The sequence below is a fragment of the Janthinobacterium sp. GW823-FHT03B06 genome, from assembly GCF_058796955.1.
The window spans coordinates 61,500-77,711 of sequence record NZ_JBXAJE010000008.1 but is presented as its reverse complement, the minus strand read 5'-3'; the positions used below and the strand labels follow the sequence as shown (position 1 = coordinate 77,711).

Genomic DNA, 16,212 nt, shown 5'->3' with positions numbered 1-16,212 from the left:
CCGGACGAGGCAAGCGCCCCGCCACGCTATCAGGACTTGCTTTTCTCTTTCGTTTCGACGTCGATGGTGCTTTTGTCGGCCACTTGCGATGGCGCAGCAGGAGGGGTATTGGCTGCCGGCGCGTCATCGTCGCCCTTGACGCCATCCTTGAAGCCTTTGACGGCCTTGCCGATATCACCGCCGATATTGCCCAGTTTCTTGGTGCCGAAGACCAGCATCACGATAACCAGAACGATCACCCAGTGCCAAATACTCAATGAACCCATCACATTCTCCTTGCGGGACGGTGCCCGAATAGCGTCAACCAATGCCGGTAGTATACACGCGAACCCGGCGCACGGCGAAATCAGTGCTGGCCGCGCCAGGGACGGGGACCGCCGTACACATGCATGTGCAGGTGATACACCTCTTGCCCACCGTTCGGGCCGCTGTTGATCATGGTCTTGAAGCCGCCGGCAGGCGTGCCATCGGCGTCATAGGTGACGGCGCAGCCAAATTCGGCGGCGAGTTTCGGCGCCAGGCGCAGCAGCTTGCCCAGTATTTCCGTATGGCTGTCGTCGCAATCGGACAGGCTGGCCACGTGGCGCTTCGGGATCAACAGCAGATGCACGGGGGCGGCCGGGTTGATGTCCTTGAAGGCCAGCAAGTCGTCATCCTCATACACGATGGTCGAGGGAATTTGTTTTGCAGCAATCTTGCAGAAAATACAGTTATCCACGCACGCTCCAGTAGGTCAGTGTTTGTCTGTTTCGCCGGCGTCGCGCAGCTCGTCCTTGCGCGCCGCCTTTTCCTCGAGGCCGGACAGGCCTTCGCGGCGCGCCAGCTCGTCGAGCACCTGCTGCGGCGTCAGGTCGAACTGCGCCAGCATCACCAGCGAGTGAAACCACAGGTCGGCGCATTCGTACAAGACCTTCGACGGGTCGTTGTCGCGGCGCGCATCCTTGGCGGCCATCACCGTTTCCGTCGCTTCCTCGCCGATTTTTTTCAAAATGGCATCATCGCCCTTGGCAAACAGGCGCGCGACATACGAGGTGGCGGGGTCGCCGCCATTGGCCAGCTTGCGCGATTCGATCACGGCGGCCAGGCGTTTTAACGTTTCACTCATTTGCTCTTGCTTTCCGCATAAATCGTCTCAGGGTCTTTCAGGACGGGGTCGGTGATCTGCCATTCGCCCGTTTTCTCGTCGCCTTCGAACTTCTGGAAGAAGCACGAATGGCGGCCCGTATGGCAGGCGATGCCGCCCGCTTGCTCGATTTTCAGCAAGACCACGTCTTCGTCGCAATCGAGGCGGATTTCCAGCACCTTTTGCGTGTGGCCCGATTCTTCGCCCTTGTGCCACAGCTTCTTGCGCGAACGGCTCCAGTATACGGCTTCGCCCAGCTCCACCGTGCGCGCCAGCGCGTCGCGGTTCATCCAGGCGAACATCAGCACGTCATTGCTGCCCGCTTCCTGCGCGATCACGGGCACCAGGCCGTGCTCGTCCCATTTGACCTTTTTCAGCCACTTGGCATTGCTTGCTACGATGGTTCCGTTTTGCATGTTCTTCTATCCTGCTTGTATGTACTTTACGCCAGGCGCATGGGAATGCCCTGCTGCGCCATGAACTGCTTGGCTTCCTGCACCGTGTGCTGGCCATAGTGGAAGATGCTGGCGGCCAGCACGGCGTCCGCGCGGCCCACCTTGATGCCATCGACCAGGTCTTGCAAGCCACCCACGCCGCCCGAGGCGATCACGGGGATGCTGACGGCGTCGGACACGCCGCGCGTCAGGCCCAAGTCGAAGCCCACCTTGGTGCCGTCGCGGTCCATGCTGGTGAGCAAGATTTCACCGGCGCCCAGGCTTTCCATTTTACGCGCCCATTCGAACGCGTCCAGGCCCGTGGCCGTGCGTCCGCCATGGGTAAACACTTCCCACTTGCCGGGCGACACCTGCTTGGCGTCGATGGCGACGACGATGCATTGCGAACCGTGCTTTTGCGATGCCTCAAACACGAGCTGGGGGTTCGTCACGGCCGAGGTGTTGATGCTGACCTTGTCGGCGCCCGCATTGAGCAGCCGGCGCACGTCTTCCACCACGCGCACGCCGCCGCCCACGGTCAGCGGAATGAACACTTGCGACGCGACTGCTTCGATGATGTCGAAGATCAGGCCGCGGTTGTCGCTGGACGCGGTAATGTCGAGGAAAGTGATTTCATCGGCGCCCTGCTCGTCATAGCGGCGGGCGATTTCCACCGGATCGCCGGCGTCGCGCAATTCCGTGAAATTGACGCCTTTGACGACGCGGCCATTGGTCACGTCGAGGCAGGGGATGATACGTTTTGCAAGCATGATGGTATCCAGATTGTCGCCAGGCCAGGGCGTGCGCAGGCACGCTCCCGGCCGGGCAGGCTTAAACGGCGGCGTCGGTCAATTCGTCGGCGCGTTCTTGCGCCTGCGCCAGGTCGATCGTGCCTTCATAGATGGAACGGCCGCAGATCACGCCTTCGATGCCTTCGGCCTGGACCGCGCACAGCGCTTCCACGTCGCCGATATTGTGCAGGCCGCCCGAGGCGATGACGGGGATCTTGACGGCTTGCGCCAGCTTGACGGTGGCGTCGATATTGATGCCGCCCATCATGCCGTCGCGGCCGATGTCCGTGTAGATGATAGCTTCGACGCCGTAGGCTTCGAATTTTTTCGCCAGGTCGATCACTTCGTGGCCCGACATCTTGCTCCAGCCATCCGTTGCCACCTTGCCATCCTTGGCATCGAGGCCGACGATGATGTGGCCGGGGAAAGCGCTGCAGGCGTCATGCAGGAAGCCGGGGCTTTTCACGGCCGCCGTGCCGATGATGATGTAGGTGATGCCGGCGTCGAGGTAGCGCTCGATGGTGTCGAGGTCACGGATGCCGCCGCCCAGCTGCACGGGGATTTCCTCGATGTCGTTTTCCACGGCGAAATCCTGCACGGCTTTCAGGATGGCTTTCACGGCGCCTTCGTTCTTCGGCTTGCCGGCAAAGGCGCCGTTCAGGTCGACCAGGTGCAGCCGGCGCGCGCCTTGCATCAGCCAATGGCGGGCCATCTCGGCCGGGTCTTCGGAAAATACGGTGGCAAGTTCCATATCGCCTTGTTTCAGGCGTACGCAGTGACCGTCTTTCAGGTCGATGGCGGGAATAAGCAGCATGGTCAGTGTGATTTAAAAGTGAGTGAGAGGCGGAAAAAAAGCCGGAGAGCCAACGTTAAGGTTGCCAGTGAACGAAGTTCTTGTACAGCTGCAAGCCAGCGGCAGCACTTTTTTCAGGGTGAAACTGTGTCGCGAAAATATTATCACGGGCGACGGCGCAAGCGAACGGCGCACCATAGACAGTCTCGCCCACCGTGTGCGCCGCCTCTTGAGGTTGAGCAAAATAGCTGTGCACAAAGTAAAAATACGCGTTGTCGGCGATGCCATCCCACATGACATGGGACGCCGTTTGCCGCACTTGGTTCCAGCCCATTTGCGGCACCTTGAAGCGCGAGCCGTCTTCCTGCACCTGGCCGTCGAGCTGGAAGCGCACGACTTTGCCTGGCAGCAAGCCCAAGCCGGCCGCGTCGCCCTCTTCGCTGCCGTCGAACAGCATTTGCTCGCCGATGCACACGCCCAGCACGGGCTTGCTGTCGGCGGCGCGCAGCAGCGCCTCCAATACGCCCGATTCGCGCAGACTGCGCATGCAGTCAGGCATGGCGCCCTGGCCCGGCAGGACGATGCGGTCGGCGCTGTCGATGTCGGCAGCGACACCGGAAATGCGCACGTCGGCGTCCGGCGCCACGGCACGCAACGCTTGCGCCACCGAGCGCAAATTGCCCATGCCGTAATCCACCACCACAATTTTATTCATGTTTGATCCCGGAATCTACAATATAGCGAGAGCGGCGCTCACAGGCTGCCCTTGGTCGATGGAATGATGCCGGCCGCGCGCTCGTCGAGCTCGGCAGCCATGCGCAGCGCGCGGCCAAAGGCCTTGAACACGGTTTCGCACTGATGGTGGGCATTCGTGCCGCGCAAGTTGTCGATATGCAAGGTCACGCCCGCGTGGTTGACGAAGCCGCGGAAAAATTCCAGGGTCAGGTCGACGTCGAAGCCGGCGATCATGGCGCGCGTAAACGGGATGTGGTATTCGATGCCAGGGCGGCCCGAGAAATCGAGCACCACGCGCGACAGCGCCTCGTCCAGCGGCACGTAGGCGTGGCCATAGCGGCGGATGCCCTTCTTGTCGCCGATGGCCTTGGCCACGGCCATGCCCAGGGTGATGCCCACGTCTTCCACCGTATGGTGGTTGTCGATATGCACGTCGCCAGTCGCTTCGATATCGAGGTCGATCAAGCCATGGCGGGCGATCTGGTCCAGCATATGGTCGAGGAAGGGCACGCCGGTATTGAGCTTTTGCTGGCCCGTGCCGTCCAGGTTGAGGGCGACGCGAACTTGCGTCTCATTGGTGTTGCGCGTGATTTCTGCGGTGCGGTTCATGGGAGGCTCTGGCGATAGGCTAAACGAGGGATGCCTTGAAGGCATCGTAAAAAAGGGAATTTTCTTCCGGGGTGCTGACGCTGATGCGCAGGCAATTGGCCAGCGCAGCATGCATTTTACTCATATTTTTAATTAAAACCCTGCGGGCAAGCAGTTTTGCGCAAACATCGTCGGAATCTGCCACACGAATCAGAAGAAAATTTGCCTTCGAGGGAAATACCGTCACGCCCGGCAGTTCCGCCAGGCGCAGCGCCAGCGCGTCACGCGCGCTATTGAGCAGATCCGCCTGCGCATTGAGCACGTCGAGGTGCTCAAGCGCGAATTCGGCCGCCGCCTGCGTCAGCACATTGACATTGTACGGCGGACGCACTTTCTCGAACTGCGCCAGCAAGGCCGGCGCGGCCGACATGTAGCCGAGGCGGATGCCGGCCAGGCCCAGTTTCGACACGGTGCGCATCACCACCAGGTTTTCATATTCAGGCAGGCGCCCCATGAAGCTGTGCTGCGCGAACGGCTCGTAGGCTTCGTCGACGACGGCGATGCCCGTGTCGCCCAGGGCGGCGAGGATGCGTTCGATGTCGGCAGCGGCGAACAGGTTGCCCGTCGGGTTGTTCGGATAGGCGAGGAAAACCAGCGCCGGGCGGTGCGCTTCGATGGCCGCCAGCATGGCCGGCATGTCCAGGCTGAAGTCCGGGTTCAACGGCACGCCGACGAAATCCATGCCGGCAAACTGCGCCGAGCGCGCATACATGACGAAGGCCGGCACGGGCGCCAGCAGCACGGCGCGCTGGCCCGGCGCCTGGCGGGCGCAGGCCATGGCCAGGATGGAAATCAGTTCATCGGAGCCGTTGCCCAGCATGACGTCGTAACCGGCGGGCACGCCCAGTTTGGCGCAGATGGCCGCCTGCAGGCTGGCGTACGACGGCGGATAGCGGTTCAGCGCCACGCCGGCCAGGCGCGCGCCCAGTTCCTCGCGCAGATGCTGCGGCAGCGGATACGGGTTTTCCATCGCATCGAGCTTGATGTAACCGCTGGCATCGGCTACCTGGTAGCTTTTGACGGCCCGCACATCGGCGCGCACGGTGTTGCTGATTAACTGATCGAGGAAAGACATGCTGCAAACACTCCTGATGAAATGAGATGGAGACTAAATGACGACGTCTTCCGGCACGCTGGCGCTGCGCGCCTTGCGGGCCGGCGCTTTTTTCACGGCGGGCGGCTTTTTCGCCGCCGCAGGCTTCTTGACCGCCGCCGGCTTTTTCGCCGCCTTGGCGGGCTTGGCCGCGGGCGATGTGGCCGGTTCGGCCAGCTCCTGCGCGAGGGCCGCCAATCGCTGTTCGATGATGGCGCAGTAATCGGGATTCAATTCAAAACCGACGAAATCGCGCCCGCAGCGCTTGGCCGCCAGGGCCGTGGTGCCGCTGCCCATGAACAGGTCGAGCACCACGCCGCCGGGCGGGCACGACGCCTTGACCATGCGCTCGATGATTTCGAGCGGCTTTTGGGTCGGGTGGTCGGCCCGTTCCGGGTGCTCCTTGTGCAGGCGCGACACGCTCCACAAGTCTTTCGGGTTGTAGCCCACTTCCAGCCATTTGGCGCCGATGAAGATCGAGCGCGAACGGGCCTTCTTGGTGGCCGCGTCGTAGGCGATGCGCACCGCGTCAAGGTCGAAGTAGTAATCCTTGCGCTTGACGAAGAAGCCGATGGTGTCGTGCACCGATGAAAAGCTGCGCACGCTGCCGCCCATGGACGGCACGCGGCGGTCCCAGATGATTTCATTCATCATCGCCATGCGCTGTTTCAGCATGACGAAGATCTCCGGCGAATAGCGCCAGGTGAGGAAGATATACAGGCTGCCGTTGGCTTTGAGCTTGGGCAGCGCCGCATCGATCCACTGTTCCGTCCAGCGCAGGTAGTCGGCCACCGACTGCTGGTCCGAGGCATTGCCGTAATCCTTGCCCAGGTTGTACGGCGGATCCGTCAGGATCAGGTCCACCGAGCCATCGGGAATGCGCGCCAGCCCCGCCAGCGCATCTTCGCAATAGACCCGGTTGACCCAGTCCGGCCGCTCCGCCATATTCGTCATGGCTGCGGCTTCAGACGCAGTTCGGCGCTGCGCGCGTGCGCCTGCAAGCCTTCGCCATACGCCAGGGTGGCGGCGACACGGCCCAGGGTTTGCGCGCCCGCCTCACTGACGTGAATGATGGACGAACGCTTCTGGAAGTCGTACACACCCAGCGGCGACGAGAAGCGCGCCGTGCGCGAGGTCGGCAGCACGTGATTGGGACCGCAGCAATAGTCGCCCAGCGATTCGGACGAAAAGCGGCCCAGAAACATGGCGCCCGCGTGACGGATCTGCTCGGCCCACTGCTGCGGGTTGTCCGCCGAGATTTCCAGGTGCTCGGCGGCGATGGCATTGGCGATCTCGCACGCCTCTTGCATGCTGCGCACCTTGATCAGCGCGCCGCGGTCGGCCAGCGAAGTGCTGATGGTGGCCTGGCGCGGCATCGTCGGCAGCAGCCTGGCGATGCTCTCTTCCACTTTCGCGATGTAGGCCGCGTCGGGGCACAGCAGGATCGCCTGCGCCAGTTCGTCGTGCTCGGCCTGCGAAAACAGGTCCATCGCGACCCAGTCCGGGTCCGTCGTGCCGTCGCACAGCACGAGGATTTCGGAAGGCCCCGCGATCATGTCGATGCCGACGATGCCGAACACGCGGCGCTTGGCGGCCGCCACATAGGCGTTGCCGGGGCCGACGATTTTGTCGACGGCGGCAATCGTCTGCGTGCCGTAGGCCAGCGCGCCGACGGCTTGCGCACCGCCGATGGTGATCACGCGCGTCACGCCCGCGATCGCGGCGGCGGCCAGCACCATCTGGTTTTTCACGCCATCGGGCGTCGGCACCACCATGATGATCTCGCCCACGCCCGCCACGTGCGCGGGAATGGCGTTCATCAGCACGGACGACGGATACGCGGCCTTGCCGCCCGGGACGTAGATGCCGACCCGGTCCAGCGGCGTGATTTTTTGCCCCAGCACCGTGCCATCGGGCTCGGTGTAAGTAAAACCGCGCAATTCCTCGCGCTGGCGTTCGTGGAAGGCGCGGATGCGCTGGGCGGCGATCTGCAGCGCCTCGCGCTGGGCCGACGGCAGGCCGTTCAGGGCCGCCTGCAGTTCGGCTTGCGAAATATCGAAGGCCGCCATTTCCGCCGCGCCGCCATGCGGGATGCGGTCGAAACGGTTGGTGTATTCCAGGACGGCGGCGTCGCCGCGCGTTTTCACGTCGGCCAGGATTTTTGCGACCGACGTTTCAATCGCTGCATCGGTGCCCGCCTCGAACGCCAGCAAGGTGTCGAGCGATTGTTGGAAACCTTCCTGGCTTGAATCGAGCTTGCGTATCTGTATCGGCATAATCGGCTTTCTGCTACTGAATGTGTCTAGGCTTGCGAGGCGCGTTCAAACGCCTCGATAATCGGCTGCAAGCGCTCGCGCTTGAGCTTTAATGCCGCCTGGTTGACCACCAGGCGCGACGAAATTTCCATGATGTGCTCGACCTCGACGAGGTTGTTTGCGCGCAAAGTGCTGCCCGTGCTGACCAGGTCGACGATGGCGTCGGACAGGCCGACCAACGGTGCCAGCTCCATCGAGCCGTACAGCTTGATCAGGTCGACGTGCACGCCCTTGGCGGCGAAATGCTCGCGCGCCGTGTGCACGAACTTGGTGGCCACGCGCAAACGCGCGCCCTGGTGCACGGCCTTTTCATAGTCGAAACCGGCCTGCACCGCCACCGACATGCGGCAGGAAGCGATATTCAGGTCGATCGGCTGGTACAGGCCTTCGCCGCCGTGTTCCAGCAGCACGTCCTTGCCCGCCACGCCGAAATCGGCCGCGCCGTACTGCACGTAGGTCGGCACGTCGCTGGCGCGCACGATGATGACGCGCACGTTCGGATCGTTGGTGGCCAAAATCAGCTTGCGCGAGGTCTCCGGGTTTTCCAGCACCTTGATGCCGGCCGCTTCCAGCAGCGGCATGGTGTCTTCAAAAATGCGGCCCTTCGAGAGCGCCAGGATCAGCTGGGAGCTGTCGCCGTTGTTCGATCCGTTCATGCTCGTTCCTTGTTATTTAATACGTACGATGTTCGCGCCGACGGCCGACAATTTGACTTCCATGCGGTCGTAGCCGCGGTCGAGGTGATAGATGCGGTCGATCAGGGTTTCGCCGTCGGCCGCCAGGGCCGCGATCACCAGCGACGCCGAGGCGCGCAGGTCGGTCGCCATCACGGGCGCGCCGCGCAGCTGCTTGACGCCGGCGATGATGGCCGTGTTGCCCTCGATGGTGATGTCGGCGCCCAGGCGGTTCATTTCCTGCACGTGCATGTAGCGGTTCTCGAAAATCGTCTCGGTGACGCGGCTGGCGCCGTTGGCGATGGTGTTGACGGCCATGAACTGCGCCTGCATGTCGGTCGGGAAGCCCGGGTATTCCGTCGTGCGGAAGCTGACGGGGTTCGGACGGGCCGACATCTCGGCGCGGATCCAGTCGGCGCCGAAGGTCATCGTCAGGCCCATGGCGCGCAGCTTGTCGAGCGCCGCGTCGAGGATGTCCGTGCGCACGTTGCGCAGGGTGATGTCGCCGCCGGTGGCCGCCACGGCGCACAGGAAGGTACCCGTTTCGATACGGTCGGCGATCACCGCGTGCGAGGCGCCGTGCAAGGCGTCCACGCCCTGGATCACCAGACGGCTGGTGCCGATGCCGTCGATCTTCGCGCCCATGGCCACCAGCAGGTGCGCCAGGTCGGTCACTTCCGGTTCGCAGGCGGCGTTTTCCAGGATGGTCTCGCCTTCGGCCAGGGTCGCGGCCATCAGCAGATTTTCGGTGCCGGTGACGGTGATCATGTCAGTGACGATGCGCGCGCCCTTGAGCTTGGCGCACTTGGCGTAGATGTAACCGGCCTCGATGCGGATCTCGGCACCCAGCGCTTCCAGGCCCTTGATGTGCTGGTCGACGGGACGCGAACCGATGGCGCAGCCGCCCGGCAAGGACACCTTGGCTTCGCCGAAGCGCGCCAGCATGGGACCGAGCACGAGGATCGAGGCGCGCATGGTTTTCACCAGTTCATACGGCGCTTCCAGGGTGTCGATGGCGCTGCCGTTGAGAACCACGCGGTCGCCGTCCTGCTGCACTTTCAGGCCCGTCTGGCCCAGCAATTTGAGCATGGTGGCCACGTCGTGCAGATGCGGCACGTTCGTCAGGTCCAGGTCGCCCGCGGTCAGCAGACCCGCGCACAGGATGGGCAGGGCGGCGTTTTTCGCGCCGGAGATGGCGATGTCGCCGTTCAGGCGGTTGCCGCCGTTGATGAGGAGCTTGTCCATGTGCTTATCCTTGGAATTCTTCAGGTGTCAGGGTTTTCATCGACAGCGCGTGGATTTCTTCGCGCATGCGGTCGCCCAGCGCCGCGTAGACGATCTGGTGGCGCTGGATCAGGCGCTTGCCGGCGAATGCGGGCGAGACGATCACGGCCTGGAAGTGCTGGCCGTCGCCTTCCACTTCGAGGTGCGTGCATTCGAGGCCGGCCGACAGGTAGCCGTGGATCAGTTCTGGAGTGGTGGTCACGATAAGTCCTTGATATTGAATAATGTAGTGATGTGATGTGCCGTAATCAATGGCGCAATCTGTAACCGCTTTTCAGCAGGCGGATCGATGCCAGCGCCAGGATCACGAGGAAGCCGGCGACGATGGAAAGACTGAGCCACGGGCTGACGTCGGACACGCCGAAGAAGCCGTAGCGGAAGCCGTCGATCATGTAGAAGAAGGGGTTCAGGTGCGATACCGTCTGCCAGAATGGCGGCAGCGAGTGGATCGAGTAGAACACGCCCGACAAAAAGGTGGCCGGCATGATCAAAAAGTTCTGGAAGGCGGCCAGCTGGTCGAATTTCTCGGCCCAGATGCCGGCGATCAGGCCCATGGTGCCCAACATGGCGGCGCCGAGAAACGCGAAGATGACGATCCACAGCGGCGCGACAAACGACAGGTCGGCGAACCAGCAGGTGATGGCAAACACGCCAAAGCCCACGGCCAGGCCGCGCGCGACGGAAGCGAGGACATACGCCGAGAAGATTTCCCAGTGCGACAGGGGCGTGAGCAGCACGAACACCAGGTTGCCCGTGATCTTGGACTGGATCAGCGAGGACGAGGAATTGGCAAACGCGTTTTGCAGCACGCTCATCATCACCAGACCGGGAATCAGAAAGGCCGTGTAGCTGACGCCGGGGCTCGGCTCGACGCGGCCGTCGAGCACATGGCCGAACACCAGCAGGTACAGCATCGACGTGAGCACGGGTGCGGCCACGGTTTGCGTCGCCACTTTCCAGAAGCGCAGCGTCTCTTTGTAGACGAGGGTGCGAAATCCTGTCGAAATCATACGGTACCTTTATCCATGATCTGCAAGAAGATATCTTCCAGGTCAGCTTGTTGCAATTGCATTTCATCGATCTCGACGCCTGCTTCGCGCAGGCGGGCGAGGATTTTCTCGACTTCGCTGTATTCGTTGACGCGCAAGCTGAACTTGTTCGGCGCCTGCTGTTCTTCCGGGTGCAGCACCAGGTGCTGCAGGTCGGCCGGCAGGCTGCCGTGTTTCAGGTGCACCTGCAGCTGCGAGCCGGCGATGCGGCGGATCAGCGCCGACATGGTGTCGAGCGCCACCACCTTCCCGCTTTTCAGCATGGCGACGCGCTGGCACATGGCTTGCGCCTCTTCCAGGTAGTGGGTGGTCAGCACGACCGTGTGGCCGCCTTCGCGGTTCAGGCGCGAGATGAACTTCCACAGGGTCTGGCGCAGTTCCACGTCGACGCCGGCCGTCGGTTCATCGAGCACGATGACGGGCGGCTTGTGCACCAGCGCCTGGGCCACGAGCACGCGGCGCTTCATGCCGCCGGACAGGGCGCGCATATTCGTGTCGGCCTTGCCGGTCAGGTCGAGGTTTTCCATGACCTCGTCGATCCACTTGTCGTTGTTCGGCAGGCCGAAGTAGCCGGACTGCAGGCGCAAGGTTTCGCGCACGGTGAAAAACGGGTCGAACACGAGTTCCTGCGGCACCACGCCCAGGTTGCGGCGCGCATTGCGGAAGTCCTTGACCACGTCGTGGCCGTGGATCTTGACGGTGCCCGCGTCGGGGCGTATCAGGCCGGCGATGATGGAAATGAGGGTGGTCTTGCCGGCGCCGTTGGGACCGAGCAGGCCAAAGAACTCGCCTTCTTCGATGGCCAGCGACACGCCGCCCAGCGCCTTGAGCGATTTATAGCTCTTTTCTACATTCGTTATTTGAATTGCGGTCATGTGCTTGTTTCAAGTGTAATGCGTCTGGTGTGATGCGCCAGTTGCCGGAGACATCCAGGCCGGCAGGCCGGTGCAGGGCGCCACCTTCAGGCGAGGACGGCGCAACAGTCAATTATAGTTGGAAAATTCGTGGAACACTTGGAGATCAATCCGGCGGCGCTGCTGGCCTGCCGGCTTGAAAGCTACTGCTGATGCGGGGAGTGGGACAGGATCAATGATGATGCAGGTCGGACGGGCTGCGTTCGGCGTGGCCGCCGGCGCTGGCGCAGTCGTCGGCCGTCAACGTGCTCGAAACGAGCGAGCAGACGCCATACAGCTTGGTGAGGTTTTTCAGGTTGTTCGGCAGGTTTTTCAGCTCCAGCACGGCGCCCGCATCCTGCGCCGCGCGCTGCCACGTCAGCATGACGGACACGGCGGCCGAATCGACGGCCTTGACGTTGCGCAGGTCGAACTTGGTCTGACCCGAGCGGATGGCGTCCAGACCCTGCTCCAATGCCGAAGTGGCATTGTGCACGGTCAGGGAAGTCAGGGACTGCAAGGTGTCGAGAGAGTCGGGCATGGCGTCGGGCTGCGCTGGTCTGGAGCTGGGTCTGGAGCTATATGATAGCCGATTATTTGGCTTTGGCAGCGGGACGGCTGGCCAGGGCCTTGTTTTTTGCCTGCAAGGTCTTGATCAGGCCATCGATGCCGCCCTTGCTGATCTCGCTGGCGAAGCTGCTTTTGTACGTTTCCACCAGCCACGCGCCCAGCACGTTGATGTCATAGATCTTCCAGCCGGACGGGGTTTTCGCCACGCGGTAGTTCAGGGGCACGGGTTCGCCGCGCGCCACGTTGACCTGCGAACGCACTTCCACTTCCGTGTCAGCCGGGTCGGCGCGCAGCGGCTTGAATTCCACGGTTTCGTTCTTGATCTGCGACAGGGCGCCCGAGTACGTGTAGATCAGCAGGGTGCGGAATTCCGCGGCCAGCTGCTTTTGCTGGTCCGGCGTGGCGTCGCGCCAGAAGCGGCCGGCGGCCAGGGCCGTCATGCGCTGGAAATCCACGTAAGGAAGGATTTTGCTTTCTACCAACTCGGTGACGCGCTTGATATCGCCAGCCTGGATGGCCTTGTCGTTCTTGGCCGTGTCGATCACGTCCTGGCTGATGCGCTTGACCAAGACGTCCGGCGCTTCGACAGCAGGAGCGGCCTGGGCGGCGGTGGCAAAGGCGATGGTCGCCATCGCCAGCAGTTGTTTCATCAATTTCATGGTTCTACCTTTCATGGTGTTGCTATGCACCGGCTGGCGTTGATCGCAGCCGTGGTGTTTCTGTACGGGAGTTTACTCCTGGGGCCTGGCCTCGGAAGCAACGGTATTGCTACCAGATGTTACGAGGTCCGCTGGCGCCACCTCGGCGGCGGCCGTGGCCGCAGGCGCGTCATTGGCAACTTGCGGTTTTGCCTCGTACTCCGGCTCGTAATCGCTGCTGTCGTTTTTTGGCACTTTGCGGTCGCGGCGGTCCGTATCGCCGTCGAAAACCTTGCTTTCACGCGCTTGCAGGAAGCCGTCGCGGATGAATTCATAACGGTCCAGCGCGGCCGCTTCCATCAGGTTGGTCGCGTCGAGCAGCGCGGCGCGCTTGTCGACCACGCGCGTCACCGTGCCGATATTGCGTACATTGACGGGATCCTTGTAGCGCCATGGGTCGCCCGCGATATCGAGCGGCAAGGCCACCGTGTCGCGCACGGTCGATGGGCCCAGCAGCGGCAGCATCACGTACGGACCCGACTGGACGCCGTACCAGCCCAGGGTCTGGCCAAAGTCTTCGTTATGCTTGGGAATGCCGGCCTGCGACGCGATGTCGATCAGGCCGAGGATGCCGAAGGTCGAGTTCATGCTGACGCGCACGACGTCTTGCAAGCCCGCCTCACCCTTGCCTTGCAGCAAGTTGTTCACGGCACTCCACACATCGGCCAGGTTGCCGAAGAAGTTGCCCACGCCCGTTTGCACGAACGACGGCGTCACCGTCTTGTAGGCCGTGGCGACCGGTTTCAGCGCCACCTGGTCGACGGTATCGTTAAACTTGAACATCGCGCGGTTATACCCTTCCAGCGGGTCGCGCGGATTGGTGCCGGTGGCGCAAGCGCTCACGCTGGCGGCGATGGCCATGGCCAGGCCGATACGCGCCAGGCTGCCTTGGGGTTTCTTGGTCGACTCGCTCATTTGCTGTCCTTTCCTTCCGCTGCCTTGCTGTAGATGAACTGATTGATCAGGTCTTCCAGCACTGTGGCCGATTGAGTACGGGCGATCTTGTCGCCCTCTGCCAAGTTCGCCAAATCGCCGCCTGCTTCCAGGCCGATATATTGCTCACCCAGCAAACCGGCCGTCAAAATCTTGGCCGAGCTGTCTTTCGGAAATTTGTAGCCATCTTCGATATCGAGTTTCACCAGCGCCTGATACGTCTTGTCGTCAAAGCGGATCTCCGCCACGCGCCCCACCACCACGCCAGCGCCCTTGACGGGCGCTTGCGGCTTGAGGCCGCCAATATTGTCGAACTTGGCCGTAATGGTATACGTCTTGCTGAAAGACAGCGAGCTCATATTGCCGGCCTTGAGCGCCAAAAACATCAATGCCGCCACACCCAGCAAGACGAACAAGCCGACCCAGACATCCAAAGATTTACGTTGCATAAACAATCCTAAATAATTTTTACTTGCCGCCACCTGCGCAGAACACTGCCCAGGCCGATAATTTTGTCGCCTATCGGCAATTACTTGCTAAACATCAACGCCGTCATCATGAAATCGAGCCACCACACCATCAACGACGAAATGACCACCGTGCGCGTGGTGGCGCCGGACACGTCTTCCGGCGTCGGCTGCGCCTGGTAACCCTGGAACAGCGCAATGAAGGTCACCGCGATGCCGAACACCAGGCTCTTGATGGTGCCGTTGCCAACTTCTTTCCAGACATCCACGCCGCCTTGCATCTGCGACCAGAACGAGCCTTCATCGACGCCGATCAGCACCACGCCGACCAGGTAGCTGCCGATGATGCCGACGGCCGTGAAGATGGCGCCCAGGATCGGCATGGCGATCACGCCGGCCCAGAAACGGGGCGCCAGCACGCGCTGGATCGGGTTGACGGCCATCATTTCCATGGCCGACAGTTGCTCGCCCGCCTTCATCAGGCCGATTTCCGCCGTCAGCGAGGTGCCGGCGCGGCCGGCGAACAGCAGCGCCGTGACGACAGGGCCCAGTTCGCGCGTCAGCGACAGCGCCACCAGCAAGCCCAGCGACTGCTCGGCGCCATACGTGGTCAAGGTGTAATAGCCTTGCAAACCCAGCACCATGCCGACAAACAGGCCGGAGACGGCGGTAATCACCAGCGAGCGGTTACCGATAAAAAACAGTTGCTCGATCACCAGGCGCGGACGGCGCCACAGGCCGCCCGACGAGGCGATGATGATAAAGAACGAACGCACGGCAAAGCCGAGGTCTTGTACCGAATTGCGCAACCATGCTCCGATCGACGCGAGGAAACGCGCGATCATCGGCCCGCTCCCGCATGCAGGCCCAGGTCGTCGGCCAGCGACTTGCCCGGGTAATGGAACGGCACGGGGCCATCGGCCTCGGCATTGACGAATTGCTTGACGTACGGATGCGTCGACACGGCCATCTCGGCCGGCGTGCCGTGCGCCACAATTTTGCCCGATGACAGAAAATAGACGTAATCAGCGATGGCGAAACACTCCTTCACATCGTGCGATACCAGGATAGACGTGGAGCCCAGCGCATCGTTCAAATTGCGGATCAAATTGGCCGTCACGCCCATGGAAATCGGGTCCAGGCCGGCGAACGGCTCGTCGTACATGATCAGTTCAGGGTCGAGCGCGATGGCGCGCGCCAGCGCCACGCGGCGGCCCATGCCGCCAGAAATCTCGGCCGGCTTCAATTGCGCCGCATTGCGTAAACCCACGGCGTGCAGCTTCATCAGCACCAGGGTGCGGATCAGCTCTTCATTCAAGTCCGTGTGTTCGCGCAGGGGGAAGGCCACGTTTTCGAACGCCGTCAGGTCCGTAAACAACGCGCCGTGCTGGAACAGCATGCCCATCTTGCGGCGCAGCTGATACAGCTCGTCGGTTCCCAGCGTATGCACGATCTGGCCGTCCACATTCACGGAACCGGAACTGGGGCGCAACTGCCCGCCGATCAGGCGCAGTACGGTCGTCTTGCCACTGCCGGAGCCACCCATGACGGCCACAACTTTTCCACGTGGGAAATCCATTTGAAGGCCCGATAAAATCGAACGTTCTCCATAGGCAAAGTGTAAATCACGGATCTCAACAAGATTTGGCACGACGAAGCTCACTATTTTAATGGCGTATTGTAGTGCAGAAACGCCAACCTCTGCTGAGACA

General features: G+C 62.1%; 22 protein-coding genes. All 22 read right to left on the bottom strand.

All coding sequences use genetic code 11. The features are described from left to right. Positions 1-29 precede the first annotated feature (29 nt). Positions 30-266: a Sec-independent protein translocase subunit TatA gene (gene tatA / locus AC1RBA_RS23195; protein WP_046683197.1), complete on the bottom strand. Its 237-nt coding sequence runs from the start codon at positions 264-266 to the stop codon at positions 30-32. 80 nt (positions 267-346) lie between these two features. Beyond that, on the bottom strand, positions 347-718 hold the full coding sequence (locus AC1RBA_RS23190) for a histidine triad nucleotide-binding protein (protein ID WP_492419925.1): 372 nt from the start codon (positions 716-718) through the stop codon (positions 347-349). A gap of 15 nt (positions 719-733) precedes the next feature. Next, entirely contained in the window at positions 734-1,105 is a 372-nt protein-coding gene (locus AC1RBA_RS23185; protein WP_034753849.1) for a phosphoribosyl-ATP diphosphatase, read from the bottom strand. Continuing rightward, positions 1,102-1,539, bottom strand: a complete 438-nt coding sequence (hisI, locus tag AC1RBA_RS23180) for a phosphoribosyl-AMP cyclohydrolase (protein ID WP_070219635.1) — start codon at positions 1,537-1,539, stop codon at positions 1,102-1,104. The genes AC1RBA_RS23185 and hisI overlap by 4 nt, the downstream gene beginning before the upstream one ends. Before the next feature lie 26 nt (positions 1,540-1,565). After that, entirely contained in the window at positions 1,566-2,327 is a 762-nt protein-coding gene (gene hisF / locus AC1RBA_RS23175) for an imidazole glycerol phosphate synthase subunit HisF (RefSeq protein WP_070290307.1), read from the bottom strand. Positions 2,328-2,388: 61 nt separating this feature from the next. Continuing rightward, on the bottom strand, positions 2,389-3,162 hold the full coding sequence (gene hisA / locus AC1RBA_RS23170) for a 1-(5-phosphoribosyl)-5-[(5-phosphoribosylamino)methylideneamino]imidazole-4-carboxamide isomerase (RefSeq protein ID WP_492419924.1): 774 nt from the start codon (positions 3,160-3,162) through the stop codon (positions 2,389-2,391). 55 nt (positions 3,163-3,217) lie between these two features. Beyond that, positions 3,218-3,856, bottom strand: a complete 639-nt coding sequence (hisH, locus tag AC1RBA_RS23165; protein WP_071650181.1) for an imidazole glycerol phosphate synthase subunit HisH — start codon at positions 3,854-3,856, stop codon at positions 3,218-3,220. 38 nt (positions 3,857-3,894) lie between these two features. Beyond that, positions 3,895-4,485, bottom strand: coding sequence for an imidazoleglycerol-phosphate dehydratase HisB (gene hisB, locus AC1RBA_RS23160; protein ID WP_010402123.1), 591 nt, complete (start codon positions 4,483-4,485; stop codon positions 3,895-3,897). A 19-nt stretch (positions 4,486-4,504) separates the two neighbouring features. Continuing rightward, positions 4,505-5,599 carry a histidinol-phosphate transaminase gene (gene hisC / locus AC1RBA_RS23155; protein ID WP_492419923.1) on the bottom strand — a complete coding sequence of 365 codons (1,095 nt, stop codon included), beginning with the start codon at positions 5,597-5,599 and terminating at the stop codon, positions 4,505-4,507. Positions 5,600-5,632: 33 nt separating this feature from the next. Continuing rightward, positions 5,633-6,571: a DNA-methyltransferase gene (locus AC1RBA_RS23150; protein WP_492419922.1), complete on the bottom strand. Its 939-nt coding sequence runs from the start codon at positions 6,569-6,571 to the stop codon at positions 5,633-5,635. After that, positions 6,568-7,893: a histidinol dehydrogenase gene (gene hisD / locus AC1RBA_RS23145; RefSeq protein WP_070219644.1), complete on the bottom strand. Its 1,326-nt coding sequence runs from the start codon at positions 7,891-7,893 to the stop codon at positions 6,568-6,570. The genes AC1RBA_RS23150 and hisD overlap by 4 nt, the downstream gene beginning before the upstream one ends. Positions 7,894-7,919: 26 nt before the next feature. Then, complete coding sequence (gene hisG / locus AC1RBA_RS23140) at positions 7,920-8,588, bottom strand: ATP phosphoribosyltransferase (protein WP_070219646.1); 669 nt, start codon at positions 8,586-8,588, stop codon at positions 7,920-7,922. Between the two features lie 12 nt (positions 8,589-8,600). Continuing rightward, the gene (gene murA, locus AC1RBA_RS23135; protein ID WP_070290314.1) at positions 8,601-9,851 is read right to left on the bottom strand and encodes a UDP-N-acetylglucosamine 1-carboxyvinyltransferase; all 1,251 of its coding nucleotides are present in this window, start codon (positions 9,849-9,851) and stop codon (positions 8,601-8,603) included. Positions 9,852-9,855: 4 nt separating this feature from the next. Continuing rightward, positions 9,856-10,092, bottom strand: a complete 237-nt coding sequence (locus AC1RBA_RS23130) for a BolA family protein (RefSeq protein ID WP_034753824.1) — start codon at positions 10,090-10,092, stop codon at positions 9,856-9,858. Positions 10,093-10,138: 46 nt separating this feature from the next. After that, positions 10,139-10,900 carry an ABC transporter permease gene (locus tag AC1RBA_RS23125; RefSeq protein WP_070290316.1) on the bottom strand — a complete coding sequence of 254 codons (762 nt, stop codon included), beginning with the start codon at positions 10,898-10,900 and terminating at the stop codon, positions 10,139-10,141. Beyond that, positions 10,897-11,814 carry an ABC transporter ATP-binding protein gene (locus AC1RBA_RS23120; RefSeq protein ID WP_070290317.1) on the bottom strand — a complete coding sequence of 306 codons (918 nt, stop codon included), beginning with the start codon at positions 11,812-11,814 and terminating at the stop codon, positions 10,897-10,899. The genes AC1RBA_RS23125 and AC1RBA_RS23120 overlap by 4 nt, the downstream gene beginning before the upstream one ends. Before the next feature lie 211 nt (positions 11,815-12,025). Continuing rightward, positions 12,026-12,373: an STAS domain-containing protein gene (locus AC1RBA_RS23115; RefSeq protein WP_034753819.1), complete on the bottom strand. Its 348-nt coding sequence runs from the start codon at positions 12,371-12,373 to the stop codon at positions 12,026-12,028. Between the two features lie 52 nt (positions 12,374-12,425). Continuing rightward, complete coding sequence (locus AC1RBA_RS23110) at positions 12,426-13,061, bottom strand: MlaC/ttg2D family ABC transporter substrate-binding protein (protein ID WP_230506486.1); 636 nt, start codon at positions 13,059-13,061, stop codon at positions 12,426-12,428. A 72-nt stretch (positions 13,062-13,133) separates the two neighbouring features. Further along, the gene (locus AC1RBA_RS23105; protein WP_070219658.1) at positions 13,134-14,015 is read right to left on the bottom strand and encodes an MlaA family lipoprotein; all 882 of its coding nucleotides are present in this window, start codon (positions 14,013-14,015) and stop codon (positions 13,134-13,136) included. Further along, a complete protein-coding gene (mlaD, locus tag AC1RBA_RS23100) occupies positions 14,012-14,482 on the bottom strand; it encodes an outer membrane lipid asymmetry maintenance protein MlaD (RefSeq protein ID WP_070219660.1) in 471 nt (156 codons plus the stop codon). Before mlaD ends, AC1RBA_RS23105 begins: the two co-directional genes overlap by 4 nt. Positions 14,483-14,562: 80 nt before the next feature. Further along, a complete protein-coding gene (mlaE, locus tag AC1RBA_RS23095) occupies positions 14,563-15,345 on the bottom strand; it encodes a lipid asymmetry maintenance ABC transporter permease subunit MlaE (protein ID WP_070219663.1) in 783 nt (260 codons plus the stop codon). Further along, positions 15,342-16,151: an ABC transporter ATP-binding protein gene (locus AC1RBA_RS23090; RefSeq protein ID WP_070219703.1), complete on the bottom strand. Its 810-nt coding sequence runs from the start codon at positions 16,149-16,151 to the stop codon at positions 15,342-15,344. Before AC1RBA_RS23090 ends, mlaE begins: the two co-directional genes overlap by 4 nt. Positions 16,152-16,212: the final 61 nt, after the last annotated feature.

Coding starts and splice junctions, on each gene's coding strand:
- hisI (WP_070219635.1), bottom strand. CDS start 1,539: ATGCAAAACGGAACCATCGTAGCAAGCAATGCCAAGTGGCTGAAAAAG.
- AC1RBA_RS23110 (WP_230506486.1), bottom strand. CDS start 13,061: ATGAAATTGATGAAACAACTGCTGGCGATGGCGACCATCGCCTTTGCC.
- hisD (WP_070219644.1), bottom strand. CDS start 7,893: ATGCCGATACAGATACGCAAGCTCGATTCAAGCCAGGAAGGTTTCCAA.
- AC1RBA_RS23115 (WP_034753819.1), bottom strand. CDS start 12,373: ATGCCCGACTCTCTCGACACCTTGCAGTCCCTGACTTCCCTGACCGTG.
- AC1RBA_RS23125 (WP_070290316.1), bottom strand. CDS start 10,900: ATGATTTCGACAGGATTTCGCACCCTCGTCTACAAAGAGACGCTGCGC.
- hisC (WP_492419923.1), bottom strand. CDS start 5,599: ATGTCTTTCCTCGATCAGTTAATCAGCAACACCGTGCGCGCCGATGTG.
- tatA (WP_046683197.1), bottom strand. CDS start 266: ATGGGTTCATTGAGTATTTGGCACTGGGTGATCGTTCTGGTTATCGTG.
- AC1RBA_RS23185 (WP_034753849.1), bottom strand. CDS start 1,105: ATGAGTGAAACGTTAAAACGCCTGGCCGCCGTGATCGAATCGCGCAAG.
- hisA (WP_492419924.1), bottom strand. CDS start 3,162: ATGCTGCTTATTCCCGCCATCGACCTGAAAGACGGTCACTGCGTACGC.
- hisH (WP_071650181.1), bottom strand. CDS start 3,856: ATGAATAAAATTGTGGTGGTGGATTACGGCATGGGCAATTTGCGCTCG.
- hisB (WP_010402123.1), bottom strand. CDS start 4,485: ATGAACCGCACCGCAGAAATCACGCGCAACACCAATGAGACGCAAGTT.
- AC1RBA_RS23120 (WP_070290317.1), bottom strand. CDS start 11,814: ATGACCGCAATTCAAATAACGAATGTAGAAAAGAGCTATAAATCGCTC.
- hisG (WP_070219646.1), bottom strand. CDS start 8,588: ATGAACGGATCGAACAACGGCGACAGCTCCCAGCTGATCCTGGCGCTC.
- murA (WP_070290314.1), bottom strand. CDS start 9,851: ATGGACAAGCTCCTCATCAACGGCGGCAACCGCCTGAACGGCGACATC.
- mlaD (WP_070219660.1), bottom strand. CDS start 14,482: ATGCAACGTAAATCTTTGGATGTCTGGGTCGGCTTGTTCGTCTTGCTG.
- mlaE (WP_070219663.1), bottom strand. CDS start 15,345: ATGATCGCGCGTTTCCTCGCGTCGATCGGAGCATGGTTGCGCAATTCG.
- AC1RBA_RS23150 (WP_492419922.1), bottom strand. CDS start 6,571: ATGACGAATATGGCGGAGCGGCCGGACTGGGTCAACCGGGTCTATTGC.
- AC1RBA_RS23105 (WP_070219658.1), bottom strand. CDS start 14,015: ATGAGCGAGTCGACCAAGAAACCCCAAGGCAGCCTGGCGCGTATCGGC.
- hisF (WP_070290307.1), bottom strand. CDS start 2,327: ATGCTTGCAAAACGTATCATCCCCTGCCTCGACGTGACCAATGGCCGC.